Here is a 25,051-nt window from a genome sequence, read left to right as displayed (position 1 = left end):
TTTAAATCAGCCTCTTTAAAATATCCAAACCGACTGGCCATGGCCCGAAACCGGAAGCGGTATTGATATGGCCGGCATTGCCAATATTCACCAGTTCGCTTCCCCAGTTATTAGCAAAACGGGTGGCCCGTTCGAAACTTACCCAGGGATCATCTTCACTTGCCACAACAATGGTTTTAAAGTTCAGTTTATCCCGCGGAATGGGGTCAAAGCCAACTGCAGGAAAATCATAAGCCGGCGCCTCCAGGTCGCTGGGTGCGACAAGGAGTGCACCTTTCACCTGCTTCTGGTAATAGTTTGCCCAGTGGGCAATTGTAGCGCAACCCAGGCTATGGCCAATTAAAACTACGGATGACAAATCATAGTTGGCAAGGCTATTCTCAATCCGGGTTATCCAATCAGTACACAGTGGGGCATCCCACTCCTTTTGTTCGATACGCAGGAAATTCGGGCCAGACTTTTCAAACCATGTTTGCCAGTGTGCTTCCCCGGAATTACCCAGTCCGGGTATGATAAAAAAATTAGTCATGCGTTTTACGTAATTGATAAAGGTAAAAATTAAAGGGCGGACACATCACCAATTGATATGTCCGCCCTTTAGAAAATTAATTCCTATCCTTGTTATTTACCCCATACAGCCCAACCTGCAGTCCAGTCGGTAGTGCCATCAAAAGCACCTTTGTAAGCAACTTTATCAAAGAAAGCATCATTCAGAGCTGACAGGTCAAACAATGCGCCAGTCAGTGCAGGAGAGCCGGCAGCAGGCTGAAGGTTAGGGGCAGCATTGTTGAATGGATCTGTGAGTTTCATGTCAGCCGGATTAGTAAGGATAACAGACTTGTACGTATTGGTTGTTAAATCAGTTACAGAAGCAAGATCATAGGTTGAACCGTCTTTCATCGGCAGGTTAAGTACAACATCAATCGGGTTAGTTATTGCATGTACATAGCTGTTATAGAAAGAACTTATTCCCTTGTTATAATAAGAGATAGTTGAATCTTCCTGTAAACGCAGGCCACCTTTTTTACCACCAAGTACTATCGAGTTGGCCAAAATGAATTTTGTACCTCTTCTCCAACGCATTCCCCAGCCATAATCAGCAGATGTATTGGCTGCGTCATTCGGACCAATAGCCGTAAAATTTGAGAATACAGGTGAAGTGATTGGAGCCCTTGACAAAAGGAATCCATTAGCAGGGTTTACGTTATCAACTTCAAAGTTATTTGAAACGTCGCCAGTGGTTCCTTTTGCATCAGTGAAAGCAGGATCTTTTACAGAAATAGCAAACTGGATTTTACCGCGGTAACCGTCATCCAGGTCATAATCGTCATCAGCAGAGTTGTAAGCAATAAGGTGTTTACAATTCACGGTGCCACCGAAAAATTCGAAAGCATCATCAAGTCCACGTACAACCTGCACGTAATCGATGGTTGTGCCAGACCCTACAGCATATAAAGACAATCCGTTTATTTCATCCCCGGGGTTAACTGCTTTTCCGGCGTATTCGATGCGCACATATTTTAATGTCCCGGAATTATCAGCATCATCATTACCACCAAAGGCGCTAAAGGCAGCATCAACACCACCTTCAACTACTGAGTGGTTTCCGTTTCCTTTTGCCTGCCCAACTAAAACAACACCACCTAAGTCACCCGGAGCAGGGCTGGTTTCATTTGAAGTAAATACGATAGGCTCAGCTGCAGTTCCGTTTGCCTGGATCTTAGCACCCCTGTAAATAACCAATACACCTGCTGAATCTTTGCTGGATACTATTTTTGTACCGGCATCAATGGTAAGTGTTGCGCCTGTTGAAACGTATACATAACCACGAAGACGATATACTTTATCTTTTGTCCAGTGCTGGTCGGTTGTGATAATTCCCCTGATATCGGGTTTCAGGTTTTCAACCGGTGGCACCGGGGTTACAGGATCCGGCATACTGTCACTTTTGCTGCAAGCCATGCTTAGCACAACAAGTGATAAAGAAAGAATTGAAAAGGTCTTTTTCATGATTTCTATTTTTTTAAAGAAAGTGTTATAGGTGATGTGTGGTGCCAGCTTAGCTGCCAAAATTGTATTTCAGGGTAAGTGTTGTAGTAGAACCGTATCGCATACTGTTGATGATTTTATCAACCGATGGATCATAATTCGTATTCTTTGGATTTACGTCGTATTTATAATACCAGGTAAAAGGTTGCGCCAGGATATCACTAAAGGTGATTTTTGCTTCCAGTTTATTCCTGAGTAGTTTTTTACTGATCTGCAAGTCAACGAGATCCCGGGGCTTTTCGAAAATATTCAGCGAAGCACCACTGATTGCGCGGAACCGGAGCCTTGGCCCTATCCGGTTATACAACAGATTTACAGAGAAGCCACCATCTGAAGTCATATAATTCAATCCGCCATTAACCAGGTAAGGCGATTGCCCCTGCAAAGGACTGTTTGATGTTGTTCCAGCAAACTGCACTGAACCTTTTATGTATGCAGCATTGGCATAAAATGTAAGATTGCTAAAGAACCTGCTGGCAATGAAATCCAGTTTTTTCCTCACTTCAACTTCAACACCATAAGCTGTAGCATGGTCTGCGTTCTCATAAGACAGCACATCATTGCCTTTATTCGTCTGCTCAATTGGCTTATCAAAATACTTGTAGAAAAGACTTGCTGAAATAATTTCCCCGGCAGCAGGATACCATTCGTATTTCAGGTCAGCATTGGTATTCTTACAACGAGCCAGGTTAGGGTTTCCCCTGATTACAAAATAATTGTCATAATCGTAGATGCTATAATCGGCCAGCTCCCTGAATTCAGGCCTGTTAACAGCCTGAGACCCGGCAACACGGATATTGGTTTTATTGTTCAATGCATAAGTGAGCAACATAGAAGGTAACAGGTCGGTATTCGTGTAGACTTTATCATCCTTTCCTGCCGCTTTTAATTCCTGCTTGTATCTCTCAACCCTTGCGCCCCAGGTTAACTTTACGCGGTCAGAAAATTTATTATCGAGCATCAGGTAACCGGCATTTAAAAGGGCTTTACCCGTATAGTTGGTGGAATTCGTTTCAATGTTGGCAACAGTAAGGTTATAATTATCGATATTCTGGCTACTGAAGAGGTTAGTAAAAGTAGCTGACTTCGATTCCGGTATGGTTACTCCCCTGAAGTCCTGTGATGCATAACCGAGTGCATCTACCTCAACATTCCTGTCCCTGTAATAATTCATAGTACCCATCCTGAATTTCTGATCCAGGTTAAACATTTTAAACTGTTTGGTAGCATTTACGGAAGCGCCATAAATTGATTCGGACAGGAAGGAATAAACCCGACCGGCATTCCTGATCTCAGGAGAATTTTCATTATTCAGTTTCAGAAAGTAGTCACCAGTACTTCCATCGGGTGTTCTAAAAGTTAATATTTTCTGGTCGGGTTGATTCCTGTAAGTAAATGCATAAGAAGCATTCCAATCAAGCGTCCAGCTGCTATTCATCTTGTGCAAGCCTTCCAGGACTGAGTTGACCAGTCCATTGCCTGTAACTTCGGTATTCGTACTCTTAACCAGGAAGGTATTGCCAAGATCATTCTCATAGTTACTACCTGCCCTGTTACTGCCGGTCTTTACAAAATTATTATTGAAGAGGTTCTTGAAAGAAATTTTGCTCTTCCGGTAAGAATAAGTGAGGTTCAGTAATGCAGATAAGTTATTTTTCATATCATAATTGCTGGTATTATACTCATAGGTATTGCGCCTGCTGATATCAAATTCAGACCTTTCCCTGTCAGAAACTGCCCTACCAATACCATAACCAACATTATAGATATACCCTAGTTTATTGCCGTTCTTCAGCAGTGAAGTATTTCCGCCAGTATAATTGAACCTGAAATTCGGTGCGCTTTTAGAGGCGGGCACATTCCCATAAGTGTTGGAAAACATTTTTGTGACAGAATTCTTGAATTCGGGGCTTTGCAAAATGAAGCCACTCTTATTCCTGTAATATGGGCCAGGTATTAACCTGGAGTCATCAAAAAAACCAAGGTTATCCAGCGAACCAGTCGGAGAGGTTTTGTAGAAGTCTTTTCCGGTGGTAAGTGTATTAAAACCAATAGAAATTTCAAACTCACTTAATTTTTTATTGGGATAATCTTTAGTAGACACTTTAATAGCGCCACCTGAAAAATCACCCGGCAAATCGGGAGTCGCTGATTTATAAATAACCAGGTTATCCACTATCGAAGCAGGGATAATGTCAAATGCAAAGGCTTTTTTATCTGCTTCAGTACTTGGCAAAACGGAATTATTCAGCAATGAAGCATTATACCTTTCACTCAGCCCCCTTATGATAACAAATTTATTGTCCTGCACTGATGCGCCACTGACCCTTTTAAGCACATCACCGGTATTTTTGTCAGGCGATTTCCGGATCAATTCAGCGGAAATTCCATCAGAAATCGCGGAGCTGTTTTTCTGTACGGAATACAGGGAAGCCTGGGCCTCTTTTCTTGCACTAGCCTTAACAGTTACCGTTGCCAGCTCCTTTTTACTTCTTTCCAATTGTATAGTTAATGCAGGAATTTCCGTACCAGTATACTCAATATCACCTAATTCCTTCTGGCTGTAGCCTACAGCTGAAAAACGGATGGTGTATTTTTTATCCTGCTGGATGGACACAAAAAATAAGCCCTCAACGTCAGTAGTAATGCCTTTTGCACCATTTTCGGTGGTAATACTTGCGCCGGCAACCGGATTGCCATTGGCACCATCAATAACCTTACCTGATAATCTGTATGTTTTTGCCTTTGATTGTACCTGGCCTTGAACACCAGTGAATAAAGCACTAAGGAGAGCCAATAACGTAAAAATACGGGTGAACATTTATCGTGATTATGGCGCGAAGCTAAAAGCCCAATATTTCCAAATTATTACTTCAATGTTATGCAATTATAAACAATGAAAAATGGCCGGCAGGAAGTCTAATTTTACCCTATTGAATTCAAATACTTCCATATAAGATGATCATAAGTTTCCCGGAAGAACAGGTTAAGCATCTACATTCCGAATTTCAAAATATCAGGACATATAATGAGAAAATCATATTTTTTGACACCTGGTTTGGTCTTTTAGCTGACCCTTATCCAGGCTTTAATCCAAAGCTCGATATATTTTTCCGGCAGGAAGCCACCAATGAACTGATAGCTTTATTTGAAAAAGAAAGAAGGCATTCATTAGTTTTGGAAAAAATATTTGATTTCGAATACTGCAGGTACAATTTCAATATAACCCCCATCAATTCGTATGCGGAAGTCCTGAACGATTATATAATTTCCAAATTCGTTGATTCAGATAATTCATTTAAAACTGAAATAGAAGAGTTAAGATATAAAGCAGCAAAAAACTATCCTCTTGTTGAAAACCAAAAAAAAGAGATCAATAAATGTATAGGCCTGGTTACAAATAAATTGAACAGCAATACCGAAAGCAGTTTTAGAGTGAAGTTCATGACCGTTTTCTATGATGGCTATTCAGACTATACACAAAACAATTACAAGAAGTTTTCTAAAAGGAAAAAAATCATTGAATTATTCCTTTATTCCTATGGAATACTATTTGGCAAATACATGGAGGCATTGAACGGTTATCCTGATTTCAATGCACAGGCCAGCGATAAAGAGGCCAATGAGGATATTCCCATTGACCTGAAAGGACGTATGTCGTTGCTCAGGGAATCCGGTATTTTAGATTTCCTACACCAGAAATATTATCTGCCTGATACGCCGGATGCAGAGCAAAAAATTGCCGAAATCATTTGCCAACTATTGGGTATGCGCGCCGAACTGCCGGAGAGTGTAATTAATTACCTGAAGTACAGCAAGGTTTAGGGCAACTTTTGGTTCGCATTTTGCGTTTATAAACGAAATATTAGCAAATGGCCGGTTACAAAAGGTCATTTAGCTTTGACCAAATATAGAATTACCAATCTTCGAACCATGAACCGTAACCTTTCTATAATTTTAGTGGGTGTATTAGCTCAATTGCTTTTTTCCTGCAATAAAACCCAGACTAAGCCAAATCCCAATCCGGACCCGAATCCCAACCCGACAGTTCTAAGCTATGGAGATTCAATACTTTATATAAAAAACCAGGCTTCGGATTATATCGTTTTGCCGAATTTAAGCAAGGCTGGCACCTATCTTAGTTTCCCGGAAGGCATGGAAATAGATCCTTCAACCGGGGCAATAAATGTTTCAAAGACCGATGCCGGCCTTAAGTACAAAGTATCTTTCATTGAAACAGGCAAGAAAGATACCGTTTCAACTTTTGTGACTATTTCAGGAATAAATTACCTCGATGGATTTTACAAGCTGACCACTGCAGACTCTATCATTCGCCCATTGTATAATGCCAACCCCAATATTTCCATACCGGGAATCAATAGCGGCAGTTTATTTGACCTTGGTTCCGGTTGCAATAGCCAGGGTTGTACCGTTAATGCAACTGATGGAAAGATAAACCTGGCAGAGACAGTCAGGAATGGTGTTTTTGGTTCAACTCCTTCAAATAATGACCGCCACGAATTTGAACTGAATTACCAAATCAATGATAAGAGCGGGAAGGCAACGAATACACTAAAAGTGAAATTGTATTATTTCAATACTGTAAATGATATTACCCCTGAAGCATACGATATTATTGCATCACGCCAGGGCACTATTTTCCTGACCGGGCTTCAGACACCTGTAGCTACCCAGGCTAAAGTAGGCAAACCCAGGCCACCCTGTATTTTTATTGTGGGTCATTAAAAGAGCTGCCATTCTGATCGGATAATTTTTCCGTAAATTGAAGGATGGGCTACAGATTAGCTTTATCCTTCTTCTTACTGGTCTTTTTTCTTTTCCTGCAAAGCCAGGACGGCAAGGGGCTGCCTGATTTTTTTACCGCCTATAAAAAAGCTGAAAAACTTTATAATACACCAAAGCCAACAGGAAAAACCGATAGCCTGGCTTTTATTGCCTATAAAAAAACAATTGAAATTTTAGAAAAGTCCGGTTCTTCGGACAGCATACTCTTTGATTGCTATAATAAAGCAGGAATTATTTGTATGTCGGCAAAAAAAGACAGCCTTGCATTGTATTATTTCCAGCGTTCTATTTCACTACAACACCAATCAGCAACGATCGCCGATTCCCTGCTTTTCCTACCCTACATTTTTGCCGGCAACTCGTATTATAAACTACTTAATTCAGACTCTGCCTTTAATTACTATAAACAGGCTGAAAATATCATCCAGCACTATCCTTTACTAAATGAAGCAGAAAGGTTGTATAATAAAATGGGGGTGCTGTATTTTGAAACGGGCGACTATAAAAAAAGTGTCCTTTATTTCAGCAAGGCTTTATCAATGGTTAGTGCCAATCCTGATGAAAACAGTGATTTTATTATCAATTATAAAAACAATATAGCGTCGGCCCTGAGAAAACTTCAGCAATATGATGAAGCGATATCCATTTACAAAAGTTTGCTGGCTTTCAAGGTAAACACCAATGAAATTTATCACAACATTGGCGTAGCTTATCTTGATGCAGGCAATTACACAGAAGCGATACACTACCTTAAACTGGTTAAATATATTAACGCGGCAAAACTAAATGACATTGGCAGGGCCTATTATAAAATGAATGACTATGATTCAGCGAAATATTTCCTTAACCTGGCTTTAACCAAAAATCCGCTAACAAAAGCATCCATAAAAAACCTTGACTATGGGATCACTTTGAAATACCTTGGTGATTTAGCAAGTTCAAAAAATCAGCCTGCAGAAGCCATCCAATTATACCAGCAATCCATTATACAACTGGCAACCGACTTCAATGATGCAGACATCAACAGGAACCCGGTTTCATTTAACGGAATTAAACAGTATATTTTTCTATTTGATGCCTTACTGGCAAAAGCGAGGGCATTGAAAAGCGGGTCGGCACACCCGGGTGAAAACATGCTTAAACAATCTTTGGCAGCTTACAATTCAGCCATTGAACTGGTTGCCCATATTGAAAAGTTGTATGATTCAGACGAATCAAGGCTTTTCCTTAAGCAAAATGCAGACAGTGCATACCATGAATGTGCAGCACTCGGACTACAACTTTATACGATAACCACAGATAAAAACTACCTGTACACTGTATTTAACCTGATTGAAAACAGCAAAGCATCTGTATTACAGGCTGATCTCCGTGATTTGGAATTAAATAAGATTCATGGCCTCCCATCGCAACTGATCCAGCAACAAAAAAATATAAAATCCGAGATAGCCCAACTATATATCAAGGAAACGCAGCCGGGTGAACACCAGGCGAAAATCAGGGACCTCGAAATCCAGCTGTCGCAAATACAGGACAAATTAAATGAAAACCCAAAATACCATGATCTAAAATTCTCTAAAAAGCTGTTAAGCATTCCGGAAATCCAGGACAACTTACTGGGTAAGGATGCTGCTATAGTTTCCTATTACTATTCCGGGAACCAGTTAATTTGTTTTTATATCACCAAAGAGGACTTTGGATATGTTGCTTCAGAAAGGGATTCCCTGCTAACCCAAAATATACTCCAGCTAAGGAAAGCGCTAAACTATTCTGTAAATAGTGACCGGGAGACAATTCATAAACTTGCCGTTTACCTGTATGGAAAATTTTTACAGCCGTTAATGGCCAGGATTAACAATAAAAAACACCTGACTATTATTCCCTATAATGAAATTGGCTATATCCCTTTTGAAATGCTTGTTGACCCGGGAAAAGAGGAAACTGTATTAAACAGGTTTGCCATCCGATACGATTATTCTGCCAATTTCCTTTCCAATATCCAGCCAGCCAATGCTGCCTACAAAGTACTGGCCATGGCACCTTTTGCGATAAAATATTCCAACCAGGAATTTCCTCCACTGCCATTTTCACGGGATGAAGTAAAAGACCTGGAAGGGAGGATACTAATGGATAGAATGGCAACAAAGGATAGTTTCCTGAAGTCGCTGCCAAATTACCCGATCCTTCACCTTGCTACGCATGCATTCGCCAATGATGCAGTACCAATGCAATCTTATATTGCCTTCTACGATGCCAGCCGACAGCACGACCCCCAGCATCGCCTGTACGAACAGGAAATTTATACCCTTCCCCTTTCTGATGTGCGCCTGGTTATTTTAAGTGCCTGTGAAACTGCCAATGGGCAGCTGGTAAATGGGGAAGGCATAATGAGTCTCTCCAGGGCATTTTCATATGCGGGTTGTAAATCTGTAATCGCTTCTTTATGGAAGGCAGATGATGCTGCAACCGCCTACATTTCAAAGCACATGCACAAGTACCTGGCTAAAGGGGAACCTAAAGACATCGCTTTACAAAAAGCGAAAATAGATTATCTCGAGGACCCAGAAATTGAAGGCCGTTTCAAAACTGCCTCTTACTGGTCGCACCTTATTTTAATTGGAAATGAGCAGCCAGTTACCCAAAGCAGTAACTATATCCTGATACTATTTGCCTGTATCCTTTTCATCGCTTTTATGGCAATAGTGTACAAAAAGAAAGCCGTGCACAAATAAATGTGCACGGCGGTTTTCACAGGTGAACTTTTTTACTTCTGCAGGGTGATTGAACCCAGGTGGGCATCTTCGTTATTTCCAACAACTACATTACCGATTGTCTTGTCCTGGTAGTTATTCGCTGTCGCATGGAAAACCACAGAATAAGACCCGGGCTTTAAGCCAATGATTTTAAACTCGCCTTCTCTTTCCGGTTTCGCACTGGTAGTATCAGTACCCATGATGGCATAAACAACTGCATTGGCATCGGCAGGAAGTACACGGCCTTCAACACTGCCGGTTTTATCTTTTCGGAATGCTTTTACCTGGGGTTTCATTTCAAATTCACTGCCATGCATGCGGATGGAACGGCCGGCATCAAAGTCCAGCCAGAAATTAGTATCGCTATGATCGTCAGAACCCTCTGTTATTTCATTGAGTTTAATTACGATGAAATTGTCATTTCCTTTTATTAAAACCGGGAATGCATTGCCATTATAAACAACACTATTGTTTGTCCCTAATGTTAACCTGACTTTTCTCAGTGAATGGGTTGATGAGAAACTGGAACTTCCGAATAAGGTATCGAGGCCATTCCTGAATTTCAGGATATCATATACCCCGGTGTGGATATCTACAGGTTTCCATCCGCCCGATGTATGGCCCAGGCGGTCATTATTATCGCTTTCAGACTCATTTTCCATTTCATGCTCAACTTCGGAACTGTCTTCCAGTTTTATTTCCAGCTTTTGGATGTCTATCATTACCTGGTCAAAAACGAGGGACTGGTCATCTGTCAGGTAAATATTGACAGCTTTTGTTGTTGGTGTATTTGATTTAGATGTTGATACTGATTTTTGGCAGGCTGTTACAAATAAGAAAAGGCCCGCGAGGATAGGGAGGGATTTCATGCCCCTGGAAAGTTGTGTTGTCATACAATTTAATTTAAAAAGTTATGCATATTGGTCACCACAACTTTTGGATTTGTAACCATTACTGCAAAAAAAAACCGCGGATGCGGTTTTTACAATTTTTTCTTCAGTAGCCAGAGCCTCCACATAAACCAGTCATTCACTTTATCGTGGTATAAATGGTCTTTATGATTGTGGATTTTTTCGAATAATGGCACTGCCTGATCAATTTGCCCTTTATTTAAATACGCCATTGCTAAATAATATTCTGTATCATCTGAAAAAATACGGGCCTGGTTGATTGCATTCTTCTGTTGTACCAGCAAAAACAGGGAAATAGCTTCTTCAGGCTTACCTTCCTGCAAATATGCATTCCCGGTATAAAAACAATCTTCAGCCGAAGCCTGGGGCAGTTGTTTGAATAAACCGATTACTTTCCCCGTTTGCCCGTTTTTAAAAGCATCTGCCAGTGGAGATGCTGCAGGCGCACCCCTTGTCTCTGGAATAGTATAAGGCTGGAAGTTTTTTTCAAACACCGCAAGGCTGGAAACCTGCAGGAACTGATAAATTGTTGCTGCTCCAATTAACAGCAGCAATACTGCGGCAATCCGCATGACCGGCCTGAACATACTGATAATACTTCCACCCTGTTGCGCCTTTTGGGGTTTCAGTTCCCGCATCATTTCTGCATGGATGCCACTAACTTTTTCCTTTAACCCATAAAGCTTAACAGCATCACGGGCGAGCAGGAGTTGTTGGTATTCTTCCTTCAGGCTATTGTCGGATTCCAACCTGATTTTGAGCGCTTCAAGTGGCTGTCCTTCCAAATCGCCATCCAGGTATTGCATTAATAATTCTGAGGTAGGGTTGTTATTCATAAGATAAGACAGATTGTAAGTTTTTAACAGTTTGGGGGTGGGAAGCCAGCACTTCGGTCAACTTTTTCAGGCATTTATATTTCTTATTCCTGACAACCTGTTCATTCTCATAGTTAAGCTGAGTTAATATATCCCGCATTGAAAGCTCTTCATAATAAAAAGCCATCAATATCTTTTTACAGGTTTCCCCCAGGTTTTCTAAAAGTTGTTGTAGTTGCATCTTTACTTCATTCGTTACCAGTTTTTGGCTGCTGTCCAGCTCTATGGTTTCCATTCCCTTCCCGAATTTTTCTTCCCTTACCCTGGCCCGGTTTCTCCTCTTGAACTCATTCAGCCAGGCATGCCTTGCAAGGCTATACAGGAAAGTGCCGCTACTGCATTCTCCCCTGAATTTGCCCTCTTTCAGGATCCTGATAAAGTTTATTACCGCATCCTGGAAAAGGTCTTCTGCATCTTCATTAGATCCGCCGTTTTGCTTAATATAGACCAGCACTTTGCTATAATGTTCCCTGTACAAGTACCTGATAGCATCATCCTGGGTATCCGGACTCACCAAATCGTGTAATAATTCAATTTCTGAATAAGTTTTTCCAATTTTCATCCGCAATACAGGTATTAGTAAATGGTAAAGGTTATTATGTAATCAAATTACCATTAAAAAGATTGATTATTCCAGGATAGTATTTACTATTCCATACCCGGCATGGAAATTTTTTTATAGCCTGCAGTGGGAAAGGTTTTGCCCTCTTTTTGAATTGACTTTGCTTCGAGCTTACTGGTTGCACCCGATTCAAGTGATGTCGTTTCCATCCGCAGCATAACGCTATTTGCGGCATCTTTCAGGTCTGGTGTGCTATTGCCGGAACGATTTGCCCGCATCATCATAGGAAAACTTTTAGAGAACCCGGCATAGCTTACGCCTAACTCTTTGGTCAGCCAGATCTGCATATTGGTATTCTTTGACGTAACCTGGTATTGTTCGCAGGTATAACCCAGTATCTTTTCTGTTTTGCCAGTTTTACGGATTTTAACATCATTACGGGAAGTATCTCCATTGTGGGCTTTATTCATGGAGTCCGCTTTATTTTGCATCTTCTTCAGGTCCATTATCATCACCATTTTCTGGGATTCTATAAATGAAAGCAATTGGTTTCGGGGCAGGTCAAATACCATCATCATGCCCAGCTGCCCGCCCATATTAAAACCTGAATAATTCTGGTCGGAGAACCAGAATGTTGTTTCCATGGTTTTCTGGGTATCACCCGGTTTCCCACTCGTCATTTCATAGGTAATACCCAGTTTGAAAATAAATTCAGCAGGATAATCCTGCGCATTCTGTGCCTGTATGTTATGGGTGGTAAAGACAGCAACCAATGCTGCGAGCAGGTAAATGGTGATCTGTTTCATGATGATTTTTTAGGTGCCGATCATCGCCTTAGTATTTTCAAGGTACATCATTTTTAAATTTGGAAACAGGCAGTTACCGGGACCTAATTCTTTAAAATCTTGAATTCAACCCTGCGGTTTAATTGCCTGTTTTCATCGGTGTCATTAGGCACAACAGGTTTTGTTTCCCCGTATCCCTGCGAAATTATACGGTTTGCGGCAATGCCTTTAGACAATATATATTCCCTTACCGACCTGGCCCTGTCATCGCTTAGCCTGAAATTATAATCATCAGATCCTTTGCTATCAGTATGGGCGCTCATTTCAATTTCAATGGCTTCATTTTCCTGAAGCAGTTTTACAACTCGGTCAAGTTCAACAAAGGATTCGGGACGAAGATTTGATTTATCAAAATCAAAGAACACATTATTCAATCGTACAACCTGTCCAATTTCGATGGGAGCCAGGTAAAGGTCTTTATGTATTTCCTTGTAACCTGCTTTAACCAGGGAGTCGAGGTTCAGGTTTTCTGAAACCGCGAAGAAATGATCGGCCCTGGCACGGATGCTATAATTTTTATTATAAGGTAACACCATCTTGAAAGCACCATCCAATGGGCTCGAAAGGGCGTTGCCAGCCTCCTTGCCATCGGGCAGGGTTTCATATACCAGGGAAGCGCTCAATGGCTCTTTTGTTTTCAGGTTATAAACATTTCCGCTGACCAACACCACCGGATCGGGTTTTTCACGCTCCAATAATTTCACCCGGACGATATCTGATTCACCATAGGAATTTAAACTGGTAGAGAGATAGGCGAATTCACCACCAGCATCAAGGGTGAAAAATGCATCCCAGCCGGGGGTATTGAAAGGACTGCCCAGGTTCACCGGGTCAGACCATTTCTGCCAACTGTCATCCAGCCTTTTGGTTTTCCAGATATCGTTATCACCGAGTCCGCCCGGACGGTTACTGCTAAAATATAAGGTAACACCATCTGCTGCCAGGTAAGGGGTCATTTCATCAAATTCAGGAAGGTTGATTTTTTTGCCGAGGCTTTTTGGTTCTGTCCAGGTGCCGTTATCAGTTTGAAAGCAAACAAAAATATCGTTCACCGGGCTGCTCCTTTCCGGAGACATATACAGTAACAGGGTTTTCCCATCCTGGGCCATAGTGGCACCGGATTGCTGACCCCGGTCAAACTTGTCATAATTTTTAATAACAAGGGCATTTGGCTCGCTCCAGCGGCCAGATTCGGTAAGCGTAGACATACTAACGCCTTTGCCTACAAAGGCGCCATTCATAAACGCTCCCCTGATCAGGATCCTGTTATTGTCGGGTGAAATCCAGTAAAGGGCATTGTACTGCACGGTATTTAAAGGATAGGAAAGGTGCCGCGCTTCACTCCAGTTTCCTGCGCTATCCCTTTCGGAAAACCAGATATCCTGAGAATTGGGTACTGAATTGAATTTGGTATTGCGGGGATGGTTTTCACAAATAAAAAACAGGAGATTTCCGTCGGCAGAAACAGTAGGCCTTAATTCGGGCAGGTCTGAGTTTATATTAATACCAAGGTTTTCAATTTTAATGACGGTTTCTTCAGTAATAACATTCGTCTTTTGCGGGATCAGTTTTGGTACTGAGTCGTTAATTGGTGCTGCGTTTACCGAAAGGAATCCTGCAGATAATAGAAAAATCGAAACTACCTTTTTCACAAGAATGGATTTTACAGGTAGTAACGAATAAATGGTCGACTTAATACATTAAGTAAAAAAATTAAAATTCATTCCTGTAAACGACCCCGTCTTTCATAACCCATTTTACATTACGGCAATCAGCAATTTGCTGAGCCGGGTTCCCTTCAACAATCAGCAGGTCGGCTTTTAAACCGGTTTTTATTGAACCAGTGAGCCCCTCCAGGTGAAAAGCCCTGGCATTTATGCTGGTGGCCGCTTTCAATACATCTATGGCTTTCATGCCATATTCAACCATAAGTTCCATTTCCAATACATTTTCACCATGGGCGAAAACACCGACATCGCCACCCATGCCAATATTTACTTTGGCTGCAAGTGCTGCCTGGAAAGCTTTCTTTTTTTGGGTGATATTGGCAGGTTCAGGGGATTTGCCTTTAACCCAACCGCGGTAGCGGCTGATGGACTCAGTCGCAGCTAGTGTAGGAATCCAGGTTACCTGGTGCGCTACCATCAATTTGGCGATTTCTTCATCCAGCTCATCACCATGTTCAACCGTTTCGGCACCAGCCAGAATTGCCCTACGCATCCCTTCTTTGGTGGATGCGTGAACAACCAGTGGCCGTCCGCCGCTATTTGCGGTTTCCCTTACCAGATTTAATTCCTCCAGCGAAAAAGTCGGGAGGTTTTCGCTGCCTGGGCCCCAGCGGTAATCGGCATATACTTTTATAATATCAGCACCCTTGCCCATCTGGTCCCTGGTAACCCTAACCAAATCGGATCCATCTGCTTCCTCTGCACCCAGCATTATTTTTGAATCGGGGTCATAACCTTTCGGGCCATAAGATCCGGTTGCCACAATGGCCCTACCGGCAACCAATAAACGGGGGCCAGGAATCAATCCCTCGTTAACGGCCCTTTTCAAAGCGACATCAGCATAACCGGCGCCTTCTGTACCCAGGTCGCGTTCGGTAGTAAAGCCTGCCATCAGGGTCTTTTTAAGGTGTGTCGTGGCCCTGGCAGTGCGGTATGTATCAGATTCTTTCAATACCTGCGTATCCCAATCTGTAATATTATAAGGATACAAAAGGATATGGGAATGGCCTTCAATAAGTCCGGGTAACAATGTGGAATTCCCTGCCTGTATGCGAATCGCCCCGGCAGGTGGCTTAAGCTGGGAAGTCGGGCCAACAGCACTGATCTTATCGCCGTCCACCAAAACCGCCCATCCGGTATGCAATGTTTCGCCGTCGAAGACCCTGTCGGCTGTAATGTAATAGCTGTTTGGCTGTTGTGCCAAAAGTGTACCGACTGAAAATATACCGTTTAGTAGCCAGATTGCCTTGCGCATGGTAGATTATTGTCCGATAAATTTAACCCGAATCCAGATATCCCTGTTGCGGCCTTTATCGTCTGTGCAGGAAATTTTAACCGGGCCTTCCGAGGGCATAAAAAATATTTTAGACCGGGTGCCGGTAGTTTTATAAAACTGGTCATTGATATACCAGAAAACCTTAGCCACATCTGCTGCTGCATGACAGGCCAATTGCAGGGGCTCCGGATTAGAGCGGTCAATTAAGTATTCCGCGTTGGCAGACGGCGATACAATAAGCGGCGAACCTTCCCTGAAGATTTTCTCACAGGCAGGATTATGCGGAGGAATTTTTTTATACAAGACCTTGTGTTCATCCATCCATGCCTGCATTTCGGGAGCGATGGCAGTATATAGTATTTTCTTATATCCGCCAGCGGGCATGCAACTTTTACAATAGGAGATTTTTTCCCGGGGATCCACCATTATTTCCTGGACATGCTCGCATAACTGGCTGGATGAAACCAACGGGATAAAATAATCCGTTACCAGGTTGGTGCAATATTCACCCGGCTGCAAACCTGTTTCGTTGCAAACTTTACGAATGCCGCAATCAGCCGGCTGTCGAAACCATTCATTGTCTGAATCATAATCGACAGTATTAAATATCCTGAAAAGCAACGGTGTTGCTATTTCCGCACCACTTAGTCCGCTTACCCCGAGCCCTGAGAAATTACCCACCCAAACACCAATAGTAAAACGCTGGTTATACCCAATGCTCCATGCATCACGGCGGCCATAGGAGGTGCCGGTCTTCCAGGCAATGCGGGGCATTTTTTCTGTACTGAACCAGTTAAGGGGGAAATCCGGGCGGTTCACTTTTGACAGCATTTCATTTATCATAAAAGCTGAAGCGGGGGAAAGAATTCTTTTCTTAACTGCTTTTTGAGCTTTTCGGCTATACTCCGGCGTAATAAAATCGCCATCATGGGCAAAAATCGAAAATAGGGCAGTGAGCTCTTCCAGCGTAGTACCGCATCCGCCGAGGATAAGCGACAGGCCTAATTTTCCCTGGTCTTTCCGTACTTGTTCGAAATTGCATGTTACCAGCTGGTGAACAAATTTATCTTTCCCCAGGGCCCTTAAACTCTTTACGGCCGGAATATTCAGGGAATGTTCAAGTGCATATTCCATTGTAACATACCCATTGAATTGCTTGTCATAATTTTCAGGCGCATAGCCATTATAGTTAACCGCAACATCAGTAAGGACGGTTTTAGGAGTCATGAGCCCGGCATCCAGGCAAAGTCCGTACAGCAAGGGTTTCAGGGTGCTGCCCGGCTGCCGGATAGCAGCCGCGCCATTTACCTGGCCGGCATCAGTACTGTCATTATAATCTGCTGAGCCGACATAAGTAACAACCTGCCGGCTTGGGTTATCAATGATGATCACAGCTGCATTTCGAATATTCATTGGGGTTAAAGTCCGCACATAATCCTTAACCAGCTTTTCCGTTTTCAACTGGGTATTCAGGTTGATATGCGAATGAGATATTTCTTCGCCAGTTTGGCTGAGTTTATAAGCGAGGTGTGGCACGAGGCGGGGGGCTGCCAGTCGTTTTGCCGTTAGAGGTTCATCAACAGCATCAGCAATTTCCTGGTCGGAGAATACCTTATCGGCTTTAAACCGCATCAGCCATTTATTCCTCGCCAGGATGATCTGTTCATTATTCTTCCCCATTACCAGGCTGGAGGGCCGGTTAGGGATTACCGATAGCGCCATCAGTTCAGCCAGCGAAAGGTGATTGGGGTTTTTGCCGAAATACAGGATTGCGGCAGCCTTTACGCCTTCAATATTCCCTCCGTAGGGTGCCAGGTTAAGGTATAACTGCAATATTTCCCTTTTCGGATATTTCCATTCCAGTTGAAAAGCCCGGAATATCTCTACCAGTTTATTGACATAAGTGCGCTTTTTCGGTTCAAGCGCCCTGGCAACCTGCATAGTAATAGTGGATGCGCCGGAAGTTCTTTTTCCCGAAAAGAGGTTTTTAAACAGCGCCCGTACCAAAGCCAGCGGATTCACCCCGGGATGATAATAAAACCATTTGTCTTCTTTTTCGATGATGGCTTTTTGCAGGGATGGCGAAATTTCACTTAAGGCTGTTTTCATCCGCCATTTTTCATCTGGTGTCAGGTAGGCGTGAATAACCGTACCAGATTCATCGGTAACGATTTTAGAATAGGTGAAGGTGTCGGGTAATGGGAAAAGGAAACTGGCGAGAATACAGAGCATACCAAAGATTAGCAACCCGCCTAACCATTTGATTAGAGCGCTCCGGAAAAGGCAGTGGCTATTTGCTTTTAGGTAAGGCATTGTTGAGGTGCAGAAGAATCTGCCCGGTTTAACAAACTTACTGCAAAAGGTTATTTTGGAATAGTCTTTTTCGTTAATACATTTACCTACAATCTCCCAATTATATGTTCATTAAGAATGTGAGGCTACTCCTCCTGCTATGTACAATAGTAACGGTAGCCTGCAACCGCTCAACGGTAACCCTTGAGTACACCAACGCCAGTAAAGAAGTACAGCAATTACAAAACCTCGTTTTCCGTTTTAACCATCCTTTGGTTAATGATTCACTGCTTAACCGCTGGGATTCTACTGCGTATGTGCAGTTTGAACCGGCCATCAAAGGCAGGTTCCGTTGGGAAAGCAGCGACCAGCTTGTGTTTTCGCCAGAAAAGCCATTGTCCCCGGCAACCACCTACAAAGCTTCCATCACAAAGGCAATATTGGCAAAATCTACGTTCAATGATTTGGGAATCAGGGAAGAAATCACTTTTTATACACGCGACCTAAACCTAGACAACAGCAATGTACGCTGGGTTTTGCAGGATGACAATGTGCGCCTTGTGATACCTGAAGTTGACCTGCAATTCAATTATAAAGTTGAACCCGCCGCGCTGAAGGAAAAACTAATTGTTGAAGCAGATGGCAAACCACTGGAATATACAATCATCACTGCTTCGGCAAATGATAAAGTAACCTTAAGGTTGCCAGGTGTAAAAGCCGGGGAAAACGACTTTAACCTCAATATTGTGCTGGGCCAGGGTATCCTCCCGGTAGGAGGCACCAATCCGGCTAAAGAAAAACAAAGCATTGCATCCGTCATTCCATCACCATTTAACCTCAATATCAATAGCGTAGAAACAGAACATGATGGCACTACCGGGAAGGTTTTGGTGAAAACCAGCCAGCAGGTTGAGCCTGCTTCGCTTGCACAACTGGTCCGTTTCACCCCAGCAGTAAAATTCAACACAGAAATTACAGAAGAAGGGTTCTTGCTATCGAGCGACCAGTTCAGCATGGATAAGAGCTATGAGCTGACGCTTGATAAAGGGATCAGGGGAAAAATTGGCGGGCAGTTGAAAGAAGGATATGAAAGCAGTATTGCCTTTGGCAAGTTGGAACCATCACTCAGTTTTAACCAGGCTAGGGCCACTTACCTATCGGCTAATGGTGCCCGTAATATCGAGGTAAAAATCACCAATATTGAAAAAGTAAAAATCATAGTTTCCAAAATATATGAAAGCAACCTGCTTGCGGCACAACGATACGGCTATTATCCCAAAGAAGCAGATAGCGAGAATGAAGAATACGACTATGAAAGCGGCGGTGATGCCACGCTGGGTGATGTGATATATGAAAAGGAAATTGATACCAGGAGCCTTCCTAAGAACAATGGCAGCCACCTGTTTAACTTTTCAATTGAAGACAGGATACCGGAGTTAAAAGGGTGCTACCACATTAAAATAAGGTCTGCCAAAGACTACTGGATCAGCGACAGCAGGTTCGTTTCACTATCTGATATTGGCCTTGTGGCCAGGGAAGGGAAAGAAAAATTATTTGTCTTTGCCAATTCCCTAAAAACTGCCCAATCATTAAATGATGTGAATATTGTTGCCTATGGAGCCAATAACCAGGTGCTGGGCATAGGTACTACCAATGCGGAGGGAGTAGCCGAAATCGCCTATACTAGAAAGGAATATGCCGGGTTTAAACCTGCCCTCATCATCGCGAAAACCGCCCTGGATTTCAACTACCTGGTGTTCAGTAATACAATAGTAAATACTTCGCGTTTTGATGTTGGCGGAAAGCGCCTAAACAGCACCGGACTGGATGCTTTCGTTTATGGTGAAAGGGATATTTACAGGCCCGGTGAAAAAGTAAATTTCGCCCTTATCATCCGCGATAAAGACTGGCGGTCGCCCGGTGAAATTCCGGTCAAGTTCAAATTTTTACTGCCGACCGGTAAAGAGTTGAAATCATTCCGGAAAAACCTGAACAGCCAGGGCGCAACAGATGGCAGCATTGATATTCCCCCTGCTGCAATTACGGGTACATATACCCTGGAAGTATATTCCGGTAATGATGTGCTGATTACGAGTATGCCGTTCATGATAGAAGAATTCGTTCCCGATCGCATAAAGGTGTTGACCAAACTGGATAAGACCGAGTTGTTACCCAATGAAAAAATGAACCTTTCTATTACGGCAACCAACTTCTTTGGTCCCCCTGCTGCCAATAGAAATTTTGAGTGCGAGATCCAGGTAAAGCAAAAAATGTTTTACCCTAAAAAATATCACCAATACAATTTCAACCTCACCAACCAAAAAAGCTTCTTTGATAAAAAGCTTCTCGAGGGAAAGACCAATGAATCCGGACAGGCAGTGGAAACCTATACTGCGCCAGACCTGTATAGGAATATTGGCGTATTGCAGGCCGCTTTTTTCACCACGGTTTTTGATGAAACCGGCCGGCCGGTAAGCAGGTCCAACAGCATTGATATTTATACCCAGCCAGTTTTTTATGGCATCGGTGAAAACGGCTATGATTATTTTCCACTGAACCAGGTGATAAAATTCCCGCTTATCGCCATCAATAAACAGGAACAAGCAGTGTCTTCCACAGCTAAAGTGGAAGTAATTAAACACGAATACCGGACTGTTCTCAGTAAATCGGGCAGGTATTTCCGTTATGAATCACAACCTGAAGATAGAATTGTGGTGACAGGTAATCCAAGTATTGCAGGTGAAAATAGCAGCTACAGTTTTGTACCCCGTTCGCCAGGTAATTATGAAATTAGGGTTTCCATCCCGGGCTCTGCCTCCTATGTTAGCCGTTCATTTTACAGCTATGGTTTCTGGGGTGGGGATAACAGTTCTTTTGAAGTAAATACCGAAGGACAGATAGATATTGAAACCGATAAGGCAAAATATAATGAAGGTGAGAAAGTAAAGCTTCTGTTCAAAGCTCCATTTAGCGGACGAATGCTTGTGACCATGGAAAAAGACAAAGTACTTTCCTATCAATATATAAACGTAGACAAAAGGATAGCCACGCTGGAACTGCAGTTGACCAGCGATTATCTTCCCAACGTTTATGTAACAGCTACATTAATAAAGCCGCATGAAGTTTCTGATATTCCGCTAACAGTCGCGCATGGATTTAAAAACATAACGGTGGAGGATAAGGGCCGAAGGATGAAGGTTGATATCTTTGCCGCAGCATCGGTTCGTTCCCGCACACACCAGAAAATACTTGTCAAGGCGCCTGTGGGAAGTATGGTTACCCTTGCTGCAGTAGACAATGGAGTGCTGCAGGTGTCGGATTTTAAAACACCGGACCCTTACAGTTTCTTTTATGCGCAGCGGGCACTTGGAGTGAATGCATATGACCTCTATCCTTTGCTGTTTCCCGAAATAAAATCGAATCGTAGCAGTACCGGAGGTGATGGGGACCTTAAGATGGACCAGCGTGTGAATCCTATGCCCAATAAACGCATCAAAATATTGTCCTACTGGAGTGGAATAGCCATTACAAACAACTCGGGTGAAGCAGGTTTTGAATTTGATATCCCGCAGTTTTCAGGGGAAGTCCGCCTGATGGCTGTAGCTGCCAGAAATGAAAATTTCGGGCATGCTGAAAAAGCAATGAAAGTGGCAGACCCCATAGTGCTGAGCACTTCATTGCCGAGGTTTTTGAGTCCGGGCGACAGTATAACCGTGCCCGTTACTATTTCAAATACAACAGCAAACTCAATGTCTGCCAATGCATCCTTTAAAGTTGCGGGTCCGCTTGAGGTAACCGGCAAATCAGAGCAAACAATTGCCATGCCTGCTAATAGTGAAGCCCAGGTGACTTTTACTGTCATGGCAAAAAGGACCATTGGTGCGGGAAAAATTACGGTTGATGTACAGGGTGGGGCGCAAAAATTTACAGAGGAAACAGAAATCACGGTAAGGCCCGCATCAACGCTGCAAAAAATGAGTGGAAGCGGAATAATAGGTGCAAATAATTCGCAGCTACTTCGGATTAACGAAAACGATTTCCTGCCTGGAAGCTGTAGTTACCAGTTATTGGTAAGCCGCTCCCCGGCGCTAGAACTAGCAGACCAGTTGAATTCGCTGGTGAAATACCCGTATGGCTGCACTGAGCAAACAATTTCGGCGGCATTCCCCCAATTGTATTTTGGCGATATGGCAGAACTAATGCAAAAAGGAAAAGGGTCTGTAAACAGCGCAGCGACCAATGTAATGGAAGCCATCCGAAAAATAAAAATGCGGCAGTTATACAGCGGCGCTATTACGCTTTGGGATGATGCGGGGACAGAAAACTGGTGGTCGACCATCTATGCAGCACATTTCCTGCTGGAAGCAAAAAAAGCCGGTTACGATGTAGAAAGCAGTTTGCTGGAAACCATATTGGGCTATATCAACAACCAACTCAATAATAAAACCACCATCGCTTATTATTATAACCGCGACCAACAGACGAAAATTGCACCAAAAGAAGTGGCGTATACATTATATGTGCTGTCACAGGCAGGCAGGCCAAATATACCGGTAATGAATTATTATAAGGCAAGGCCAGCCATTCTAAGTCTGGATAGCAAATATTTATTATCGGCCGCATATGCCATTACGGGAGACAAAACAAAATTCAGGGAAATGCTGCCCACATCTTTTAGCGGGGAAGAATCGGTAGCGCAAACAGGAGGAAGTTTTTATTCAGACATACGTGATGAAGCCATTGCCCTCAATGCCTTATTAGAAGTGGACCCTGCCAATGCACAGGTGCCGGTTATGGCAAAACATGTAATTACGAAATTAAAGCAGCGCAGCTGGTACAGCACACAGGAGAGCGCATTTGGATTCCTTGCCATAGGGAAAATGGCCGCACTTGCAGCCAAAACTACAGTAACGGCAGATATCCAGGTAAATGGGAAAACTGTCGGGAAACTGGCAAATAATGCCATTAAGCTTACGCAGAAAGAATTGGGCGGGACCGGCATCACCATTACAACTAAAGGAAATGGCGCTGTATATTATTGGTGGCAATCGGAAGGGATCAGCAGCAGCGGGGCCTATAAAGAGGAAGACAATTACCTGAAGATCCGCAGGAAGTTTTATGACAGGAACGGAAAAACCATAACGGGCAATAATTTTAGCCAGAATGACCTGGTTATTGTACAATTATCTCTGGAGAAATCATATTCAGGCACAGTGGAGAATATAGTGCTGACTGACCTGATTCCGGCTGGCTTTGAAATAGAGAACCCACGAACAAAAGATATACCGGGCATGGACTGGATAAAGGATGCAGCCACACCAACAGCCATTGACGTAAGGGACGACAGGATCCACCTGTTTGTTGATGCCAAGAAAAATCGCCAGGTATATTACTATGCAGTAAGGTCGGTATCGCCCGGCGTATTTCAAATGGGGCCGGCGAGTGCCGATGCGATGTATAATCCGGAATATCATTCTTACAATGGCGCAGGCAGAATTACCGTAAACCGCAAACAGTAAGGGGAATGGTTTATTATCTTTAAAATATGGCAATTCGAAAACTCAACAGGAAAGCACAGGTAAATAATGAAACTGGGCTGGCGACCAATACAGCACTAAGTGGTGGCCGTTTCATCAACCGGGACGGCAGCCCTAATGTGGAAGTGAGGGGAATGAAAATTTCCCAGCGCCTTAATGTTTATCATGCACTGCTAACCATGCCGCAATGGAAATTCCTCCTGGCTGTGGTAACCTTCTTCCTGGCTATTAACCTCCTGTTCGCGGGAATATATTTATGGATCGGCACCGAGCACCTGGGGGGCATGGTTGCCAATAGCCGGGCCGAAAAATTCGGGGAAACTTTTTTCTTCAGTGCCCAGACTTTTACAACAGTGGGCTATGGGCGGATAAACCCGATTGGTATTGCTGCCAGCTTCGCGGCATCCATGGAAGCACTCACCGGTCTGATGACATTTGCTGTAATTACCGGCCTGATCTATGGCCGCTTTGCAAGACCCAGGGCTTTTATCCGGTATAGCAAAAATGCCCTTTTCGCCCCATTCAGGAACGGCACTGCGCTTATGTTCAGGATGGTTCCATATACCAAAAATTACCTGGTAAATGTTGAAGTGAAAGTGACACTTGCCATGCGGGTTGTTGAAGACGGCCAGACTAAAAACGGTTTTTTTAATGTGCCCCTGGATATTGCCAAAGCAACAACATTGACAGCCAGCTGGACACTCGTTCATGTTATTAATGACGAAAGCCCTTTTTATGGTTTTAAAAAAGAAGACCTGCAAAATGCAATGGCAGAATTACTGGTATTTGTCCAGGGGTTTGATGAAAGTTTTGCCAATACGGTGATCTCAAGAACCAGCTATAGTTACGAGGACTTTATTTACGGGGGTCGTTTCCTGCCAATGTTCCATCCCAATGAAAATAATACCAGCACAATTCTGCACATTGATAAACTGGATGATTATGAGCCATATGTATTACCTGAATTTGAGGAAAGACAAAAAGGGGACCAGTAAAAATTACTGATCCCCCAGTGTGCTACAACCAGAATTATTTAAGGGAACTTCTCCGTACTACTGCTGTATTTTTTGCCACCGTTTTTTTTACTGTTCCAACAATTGCAGCGATTAAAACACCACTTACTGCAGATGACAATATTGATACGGTTATGCTTGATGAATTTTCAAAACTAATATGGATAAGCTGCAATACCTTATGGCCAACCGCACCACCTAAAAGGCCAATAAATGAATTCCATAAAGGACCGAAGCTATATTTTTTAAACGTGGCAGCAAATGCATTTCCACCAAGAATTCCTGCAACCAGGCTGATGACGATCTCCTGCATATGATTCGTTGTTTAGAAGTAAAAACATTTTTGCAACAAATCTTACCTTAAGCAAGTATTCAGGAGGCGGGATTACCAGAAAACTCTAACAA

General features: G+C 43.0%; 16 protein-coding genes. 5 read left to right on the top strand and 11 right to left on the bottom strand.

Features of this window, described 5'->3' with window-relative positions; all coding sequences use genetic code 11:
• Position 1: 1 nt before the first annotated feature.
• From LAQ65_RS11165 to LAQ65_RS11155, 3 genes are all read right to left on the bottom strand, one after another.
• Complete coding sequence (locus tag LAQ65_RS11165; RefSeq protein ID WP_224117048.1) at positions 2 to 529, bottom strand: RBBP9/YdeN family alpha/beta hydrolase; 528 nt, start codon at positions 527 to 529, stop codon at positions 2 to 4.
• Positions 530 to 621: 92 nt separating this feature from the next.
• Positions 622 to 2,010 (bottom strand): hypothetical protein, encoded by a 1,389-nt coding sequence (locus tag LAQ65_RS11160; RefSeq protein WP_224117047.1) that lies wholly within the window; start codon positions 2,008 to 2,010, stop codon positions 622 to 624.
• Positions 2,011 to 2,059: 49 nt separating this feature from the next.
• Positions 2,060 to 4,870 (bottom strand): TonB-dependent receptor, encoded by a 2,811-nt coding sequence (locus LAQ65_RS11155; RefSeq protein ID WP_224117046.1) that lies wholly within the window; start codon positions 4,868 to 4,870, stop codon positions 2,060 to 2,062.
• A 137-nt stretch (positions 4,871 to 5,007) separates the two neighbouring features.
• Between LAQ65_RS11155 and LAQ65_RS11150 the strand changes: the two genes are divergently transcribed.
• The 3 genes from LAQ65_RS11150 to LAQ65_RS11140 all read left to right on the top strand — a co-directional run bounded on the left by LAQ65_RS11150 (position 5,008) and on the right by LAQ65_RS11140 (position 9,587).
• On the top strand, positions 5,008 to 5,874 hold the full coding sequence (locus LAQ65_RS11150; protein WP_224117045.1) for a hypothetical protein: 867 nt from the start codon (positions 5,008 to 5,010) through the stop codon (positions 5,872 to 5,874).
• 108 nt (positions 5,875 to 5,982) lie between these two features.
• Entirely contained in the window at positions 5,983 to 6,795 is an 813-nt protein-coding gene (locus LAQ65_RS11145) for a hypothetical protein (protein WP_224117044.1), read from the top strand.
• Between the two features lie 44 nt (positions 6,796 to 6,839).
• A complete protein-coding gene (locus LAQ65_RS11140; protein ID WP_224117043.1) occupies positions 6,840 to 9,587 on the top strand; it encodes a CHAT domain-containing protein in 2,748 nt (915 codons plus the stop codon).
• Between the two features lie 32 nt (positions 9,588 to 9,619).
• Here LAQ65_RS11140 and LAQ65_RS11135 read toward each other — a convergent pair whose 3' ends face one another.
• The 7 genes from LAQ65_RS11135 to pbpC all read right to left on the bottom strand — a co-directional run bounded on the left by LAQ65_RS11135 (position 9,620) and on the right by pbpC (position 18,036).
• On the bottom strand, positions 9,620 to 10,501 hold the full coding sequence (locus LAQ65_RS11135) for a DUF4382 domain-containing protein (RefSeq protein ID WP_224117042.1): 882 nt from the start codon (positions 10,499 to 10,501) through the stop codon (positions 9,620 to 9,622).
• 89 nt (positions 10,502 to 10,590) lie between these two features.
• On the bottom strand, positions 10,591 to 11,355 hold the full coding sequence (locus LAQ65_RS11130) for a tetratricopeptide repeat protein (protein WP_224117041.1): 765 nt from the start codon (positions 11,353 to 11,355) through the stop codon (positions 10,591 to 10,593).
• Positions 11,348 to 11,956, bottom strand: a complete 609-nt coding sequence (locus LAQ65_RS11125) for an RNA polymerase sigma factor (protein WP_224117040.1) — start codon at positions 11,954 to 11,956, stop codon at positions 11,348 to 11,350. Before LAQ65_RS11125 ends, LAQ65_RS11130 begins: the two co-directional genes overlap by 8 nt.
• A gap of 86 nt (positions 11,957 to 12,042) precedes the next feature.
• Positions 12,043 to 12,762: a DUF4412 domain-containing protein gene (locus LAQ65_RS11120; RefSeq protein WP_224117039.1), complete on the bottom strand. Its 720-nt coding sequence runs from the start codon at positions 12,760 to 12,762 to the stop codon at positions 12,043 to 12,045.
• 83 nt (positions 12,763 to 12,845) lie between these two features.
• On the bottom strand, positions 12,846 to 14,453 hold the full coding sequence (locus LAQ65_RS21120; RefSeq protein ID WP_224117038.1) for an OmpA family protein: 1,608 nt from the start codon (positions 14,451 to 14,453) through the stop codon (positions 12,846 to 12,848).
• A 61-nt stretch (positions 14,454 to 14,514) separates the two neighbouring features.
• Positions 14,515 to 15,783, bottom strand: coding sequence for an amidohydrolase family protein (locus tag LAQ65_RS11110; protein ID WP_224117037.1), 1,269 nt, complete (start codon positions 15,781 to 15,783; stop codon positions 14,515 to 14,517).
• A gap of 6 nt (positions 15,784 to 15,789) precedes the next feature.
• Entirely contained in the window at positions 15,790 to 18,036 is a 2,247-nt protein-coding gene (gene pbpC / locus LAQ65_RS11105; RefSeq protein WP_224117036.1) for a penicillin-binding protein 1C, read from the bottom strand.
• Positions 18,037 to 18,221: 185 nt separating this feature from the next.
• Here pbpC and LAQ65_RS11100 point away from each other — a divergent pair, with 185 nt between their 5' ends.
• The gene (locus LAQ65_RS11100; protein ID WP_224117035.1) at positions 18,222 to 23,615 is read left to right on the top strand and encodes an alpha-2-macroglobulin family protein; all 5,394 of its coding nucleotides are present in this window, start codon (positions 18,222 to 18,224) and stop codon (positions 23,613 to 23,615) included.
• A gap of 26 nt (positions 23,616 to 23,641) precedes the next feature.
• Positions 23,642 to 24,628 carry an ion channel gene (locus tag LAQ65_RS11095; RefSeq protein WP_224117034.1) on the top strand — a complete coding sequence of 329 codons (987 nt, stop codon included), beginning with the start codon at positions 23,642 to 23,644 and terminating at the stop codon, positions 24,626 to 24,628.
• A gap of 34 nt (positions 24,629 to 24,662) precedes the next feature.
• Here the strand turns inward: LAQ65_RS11095 and LAQ65_RS11090 are convergent, their stop codons facing one another.
• Positions 24,663 to 24,959: a hypothetical protein gene (locus LAQ65_RS11090; RefSeq protein WP_224117033.1), complete on the bottom strand. Its 297-nt coding sequence runs from the start codon at positions 24,957 to 24,959 to the stop codon at positions 24,663 to 24,665.
• Positions 24,960 to 25,051 lie beyond the last annotated feature (92 nt).

This window comes from Flavihumibacter profundi, assembly GCF_020076305.1.
GTDB lineage: Bacteria > Bacteroidota > Bacteroidia > Chitinophagales > Chitinophagaceae > Flavihumibacter > Flavihumibacter profundi.
The sequence above is the reverse complement of the archived record's forward strand: the minus strand, read 5'-3'. Positions and strand labels throughout refer to the sequence as shown.

Coding starts and splice junctions, on each gene's coding strand:
- LAQ65_RS11165 (WP_224117048.1), bottom strand. CDS start 529: ATGACTAATTTTTTTATCATACCCGGACTGGGTAATTCCGGGGAAGCA.
- LAQ65_RS11160 (WP_224117047.1), bottom strand. CDS start 2,010: ATGAAAAAGACCTTTTCAATTCTTTCTTTATCACTTGTTGTGCTAAGC.
- LAQ65_RS11155 (WP_224117046.1), bottom strand. CDS start 4,870: ATGTTCACCCGTATTTTTACGTTATTGGCTCTCCTTAGTGCTTTATTC.
- LAQ65_RS11150 (WP_224117045.1), top strand. CDS start 5,008: ATGATCATAAGTTTCCCGGAAGAACAGGTTAAGCATCTACATTCCGAA.
- LAQ65_RS11145 (WP_224117044.1), top strand. CDS start 5,983: ATGAACCGTAACCTTTCTATAATTTTAGTGGGTGTATTAGCTCAATTG.
- LAQ65_RS11140 (WP_224117043.1), top strand. CDS start 6,840: ATGGGCTACAGATTAGCTTTATCCTTCTTCTTACTGGTCTTTTTTCTT.
- LAQ65_RS11135 (WP_224117042.1), bottom strand. CDS start 10,501: ATGACAACACAACTTTCCAGGGGCATGAAATCCCTCCCTATCCTCGCG.
- LAQ65_RS11130 (WP_224117041.1), bottom strand. CDS start 11,355: ATGAATAACAACCCTACCTCAGAATTATTAATGCAATACCTGGATGGC.
- LAQ65_RS11125 (WP_224117040.1), bottom strand. CDS start 11,956: ATGAAAATTGGAAAAACTTATTCAGAAATTGAATTATTACACGATTTG.
- LAQ65_RS11120 (WP_224117039.1), bottom strand. CDS start 12,762: ATGAAACAGATCACCATTTACCTGCTCGCAGCATTGGTTGCTGTCTTT.
- LAQ65_RS11110 (WP_224117037.1), bottom strand. CDS start 15,783: ATGCGCAAGGCAATCTGGCTACTAAACGGTATATTTTCAGTCGGTACA.
- pbpC (WP_224117036.1), bottom strand. CDS start 18,036: ATGCTCTGTATTCTCGCCAGTTTCCTTTTCCCATTACCCGACACCTTC.
- LAQ65_RS11100 (WP_224117035.1), top strand. CDS start 18,222: ATGTTCATTAAGAATGTGAGGCTACTCCTCCTGCTATGTACAATAGTA.
- LAQ65_RS11095 (WP_224117034.1), top strand. CDS start 23,642: ATGGCAATTCGAAAACTCAACAGGAAAGCACAGGTAAATAATGAAACT.
- LAQ65_RS11090 (WP_224117033.1), bottom strand. CDS start 24,959: ATGCAGGAGATCGTCATCAGCCTGGTTGCAGGAATTCTTGGTGGAAAT.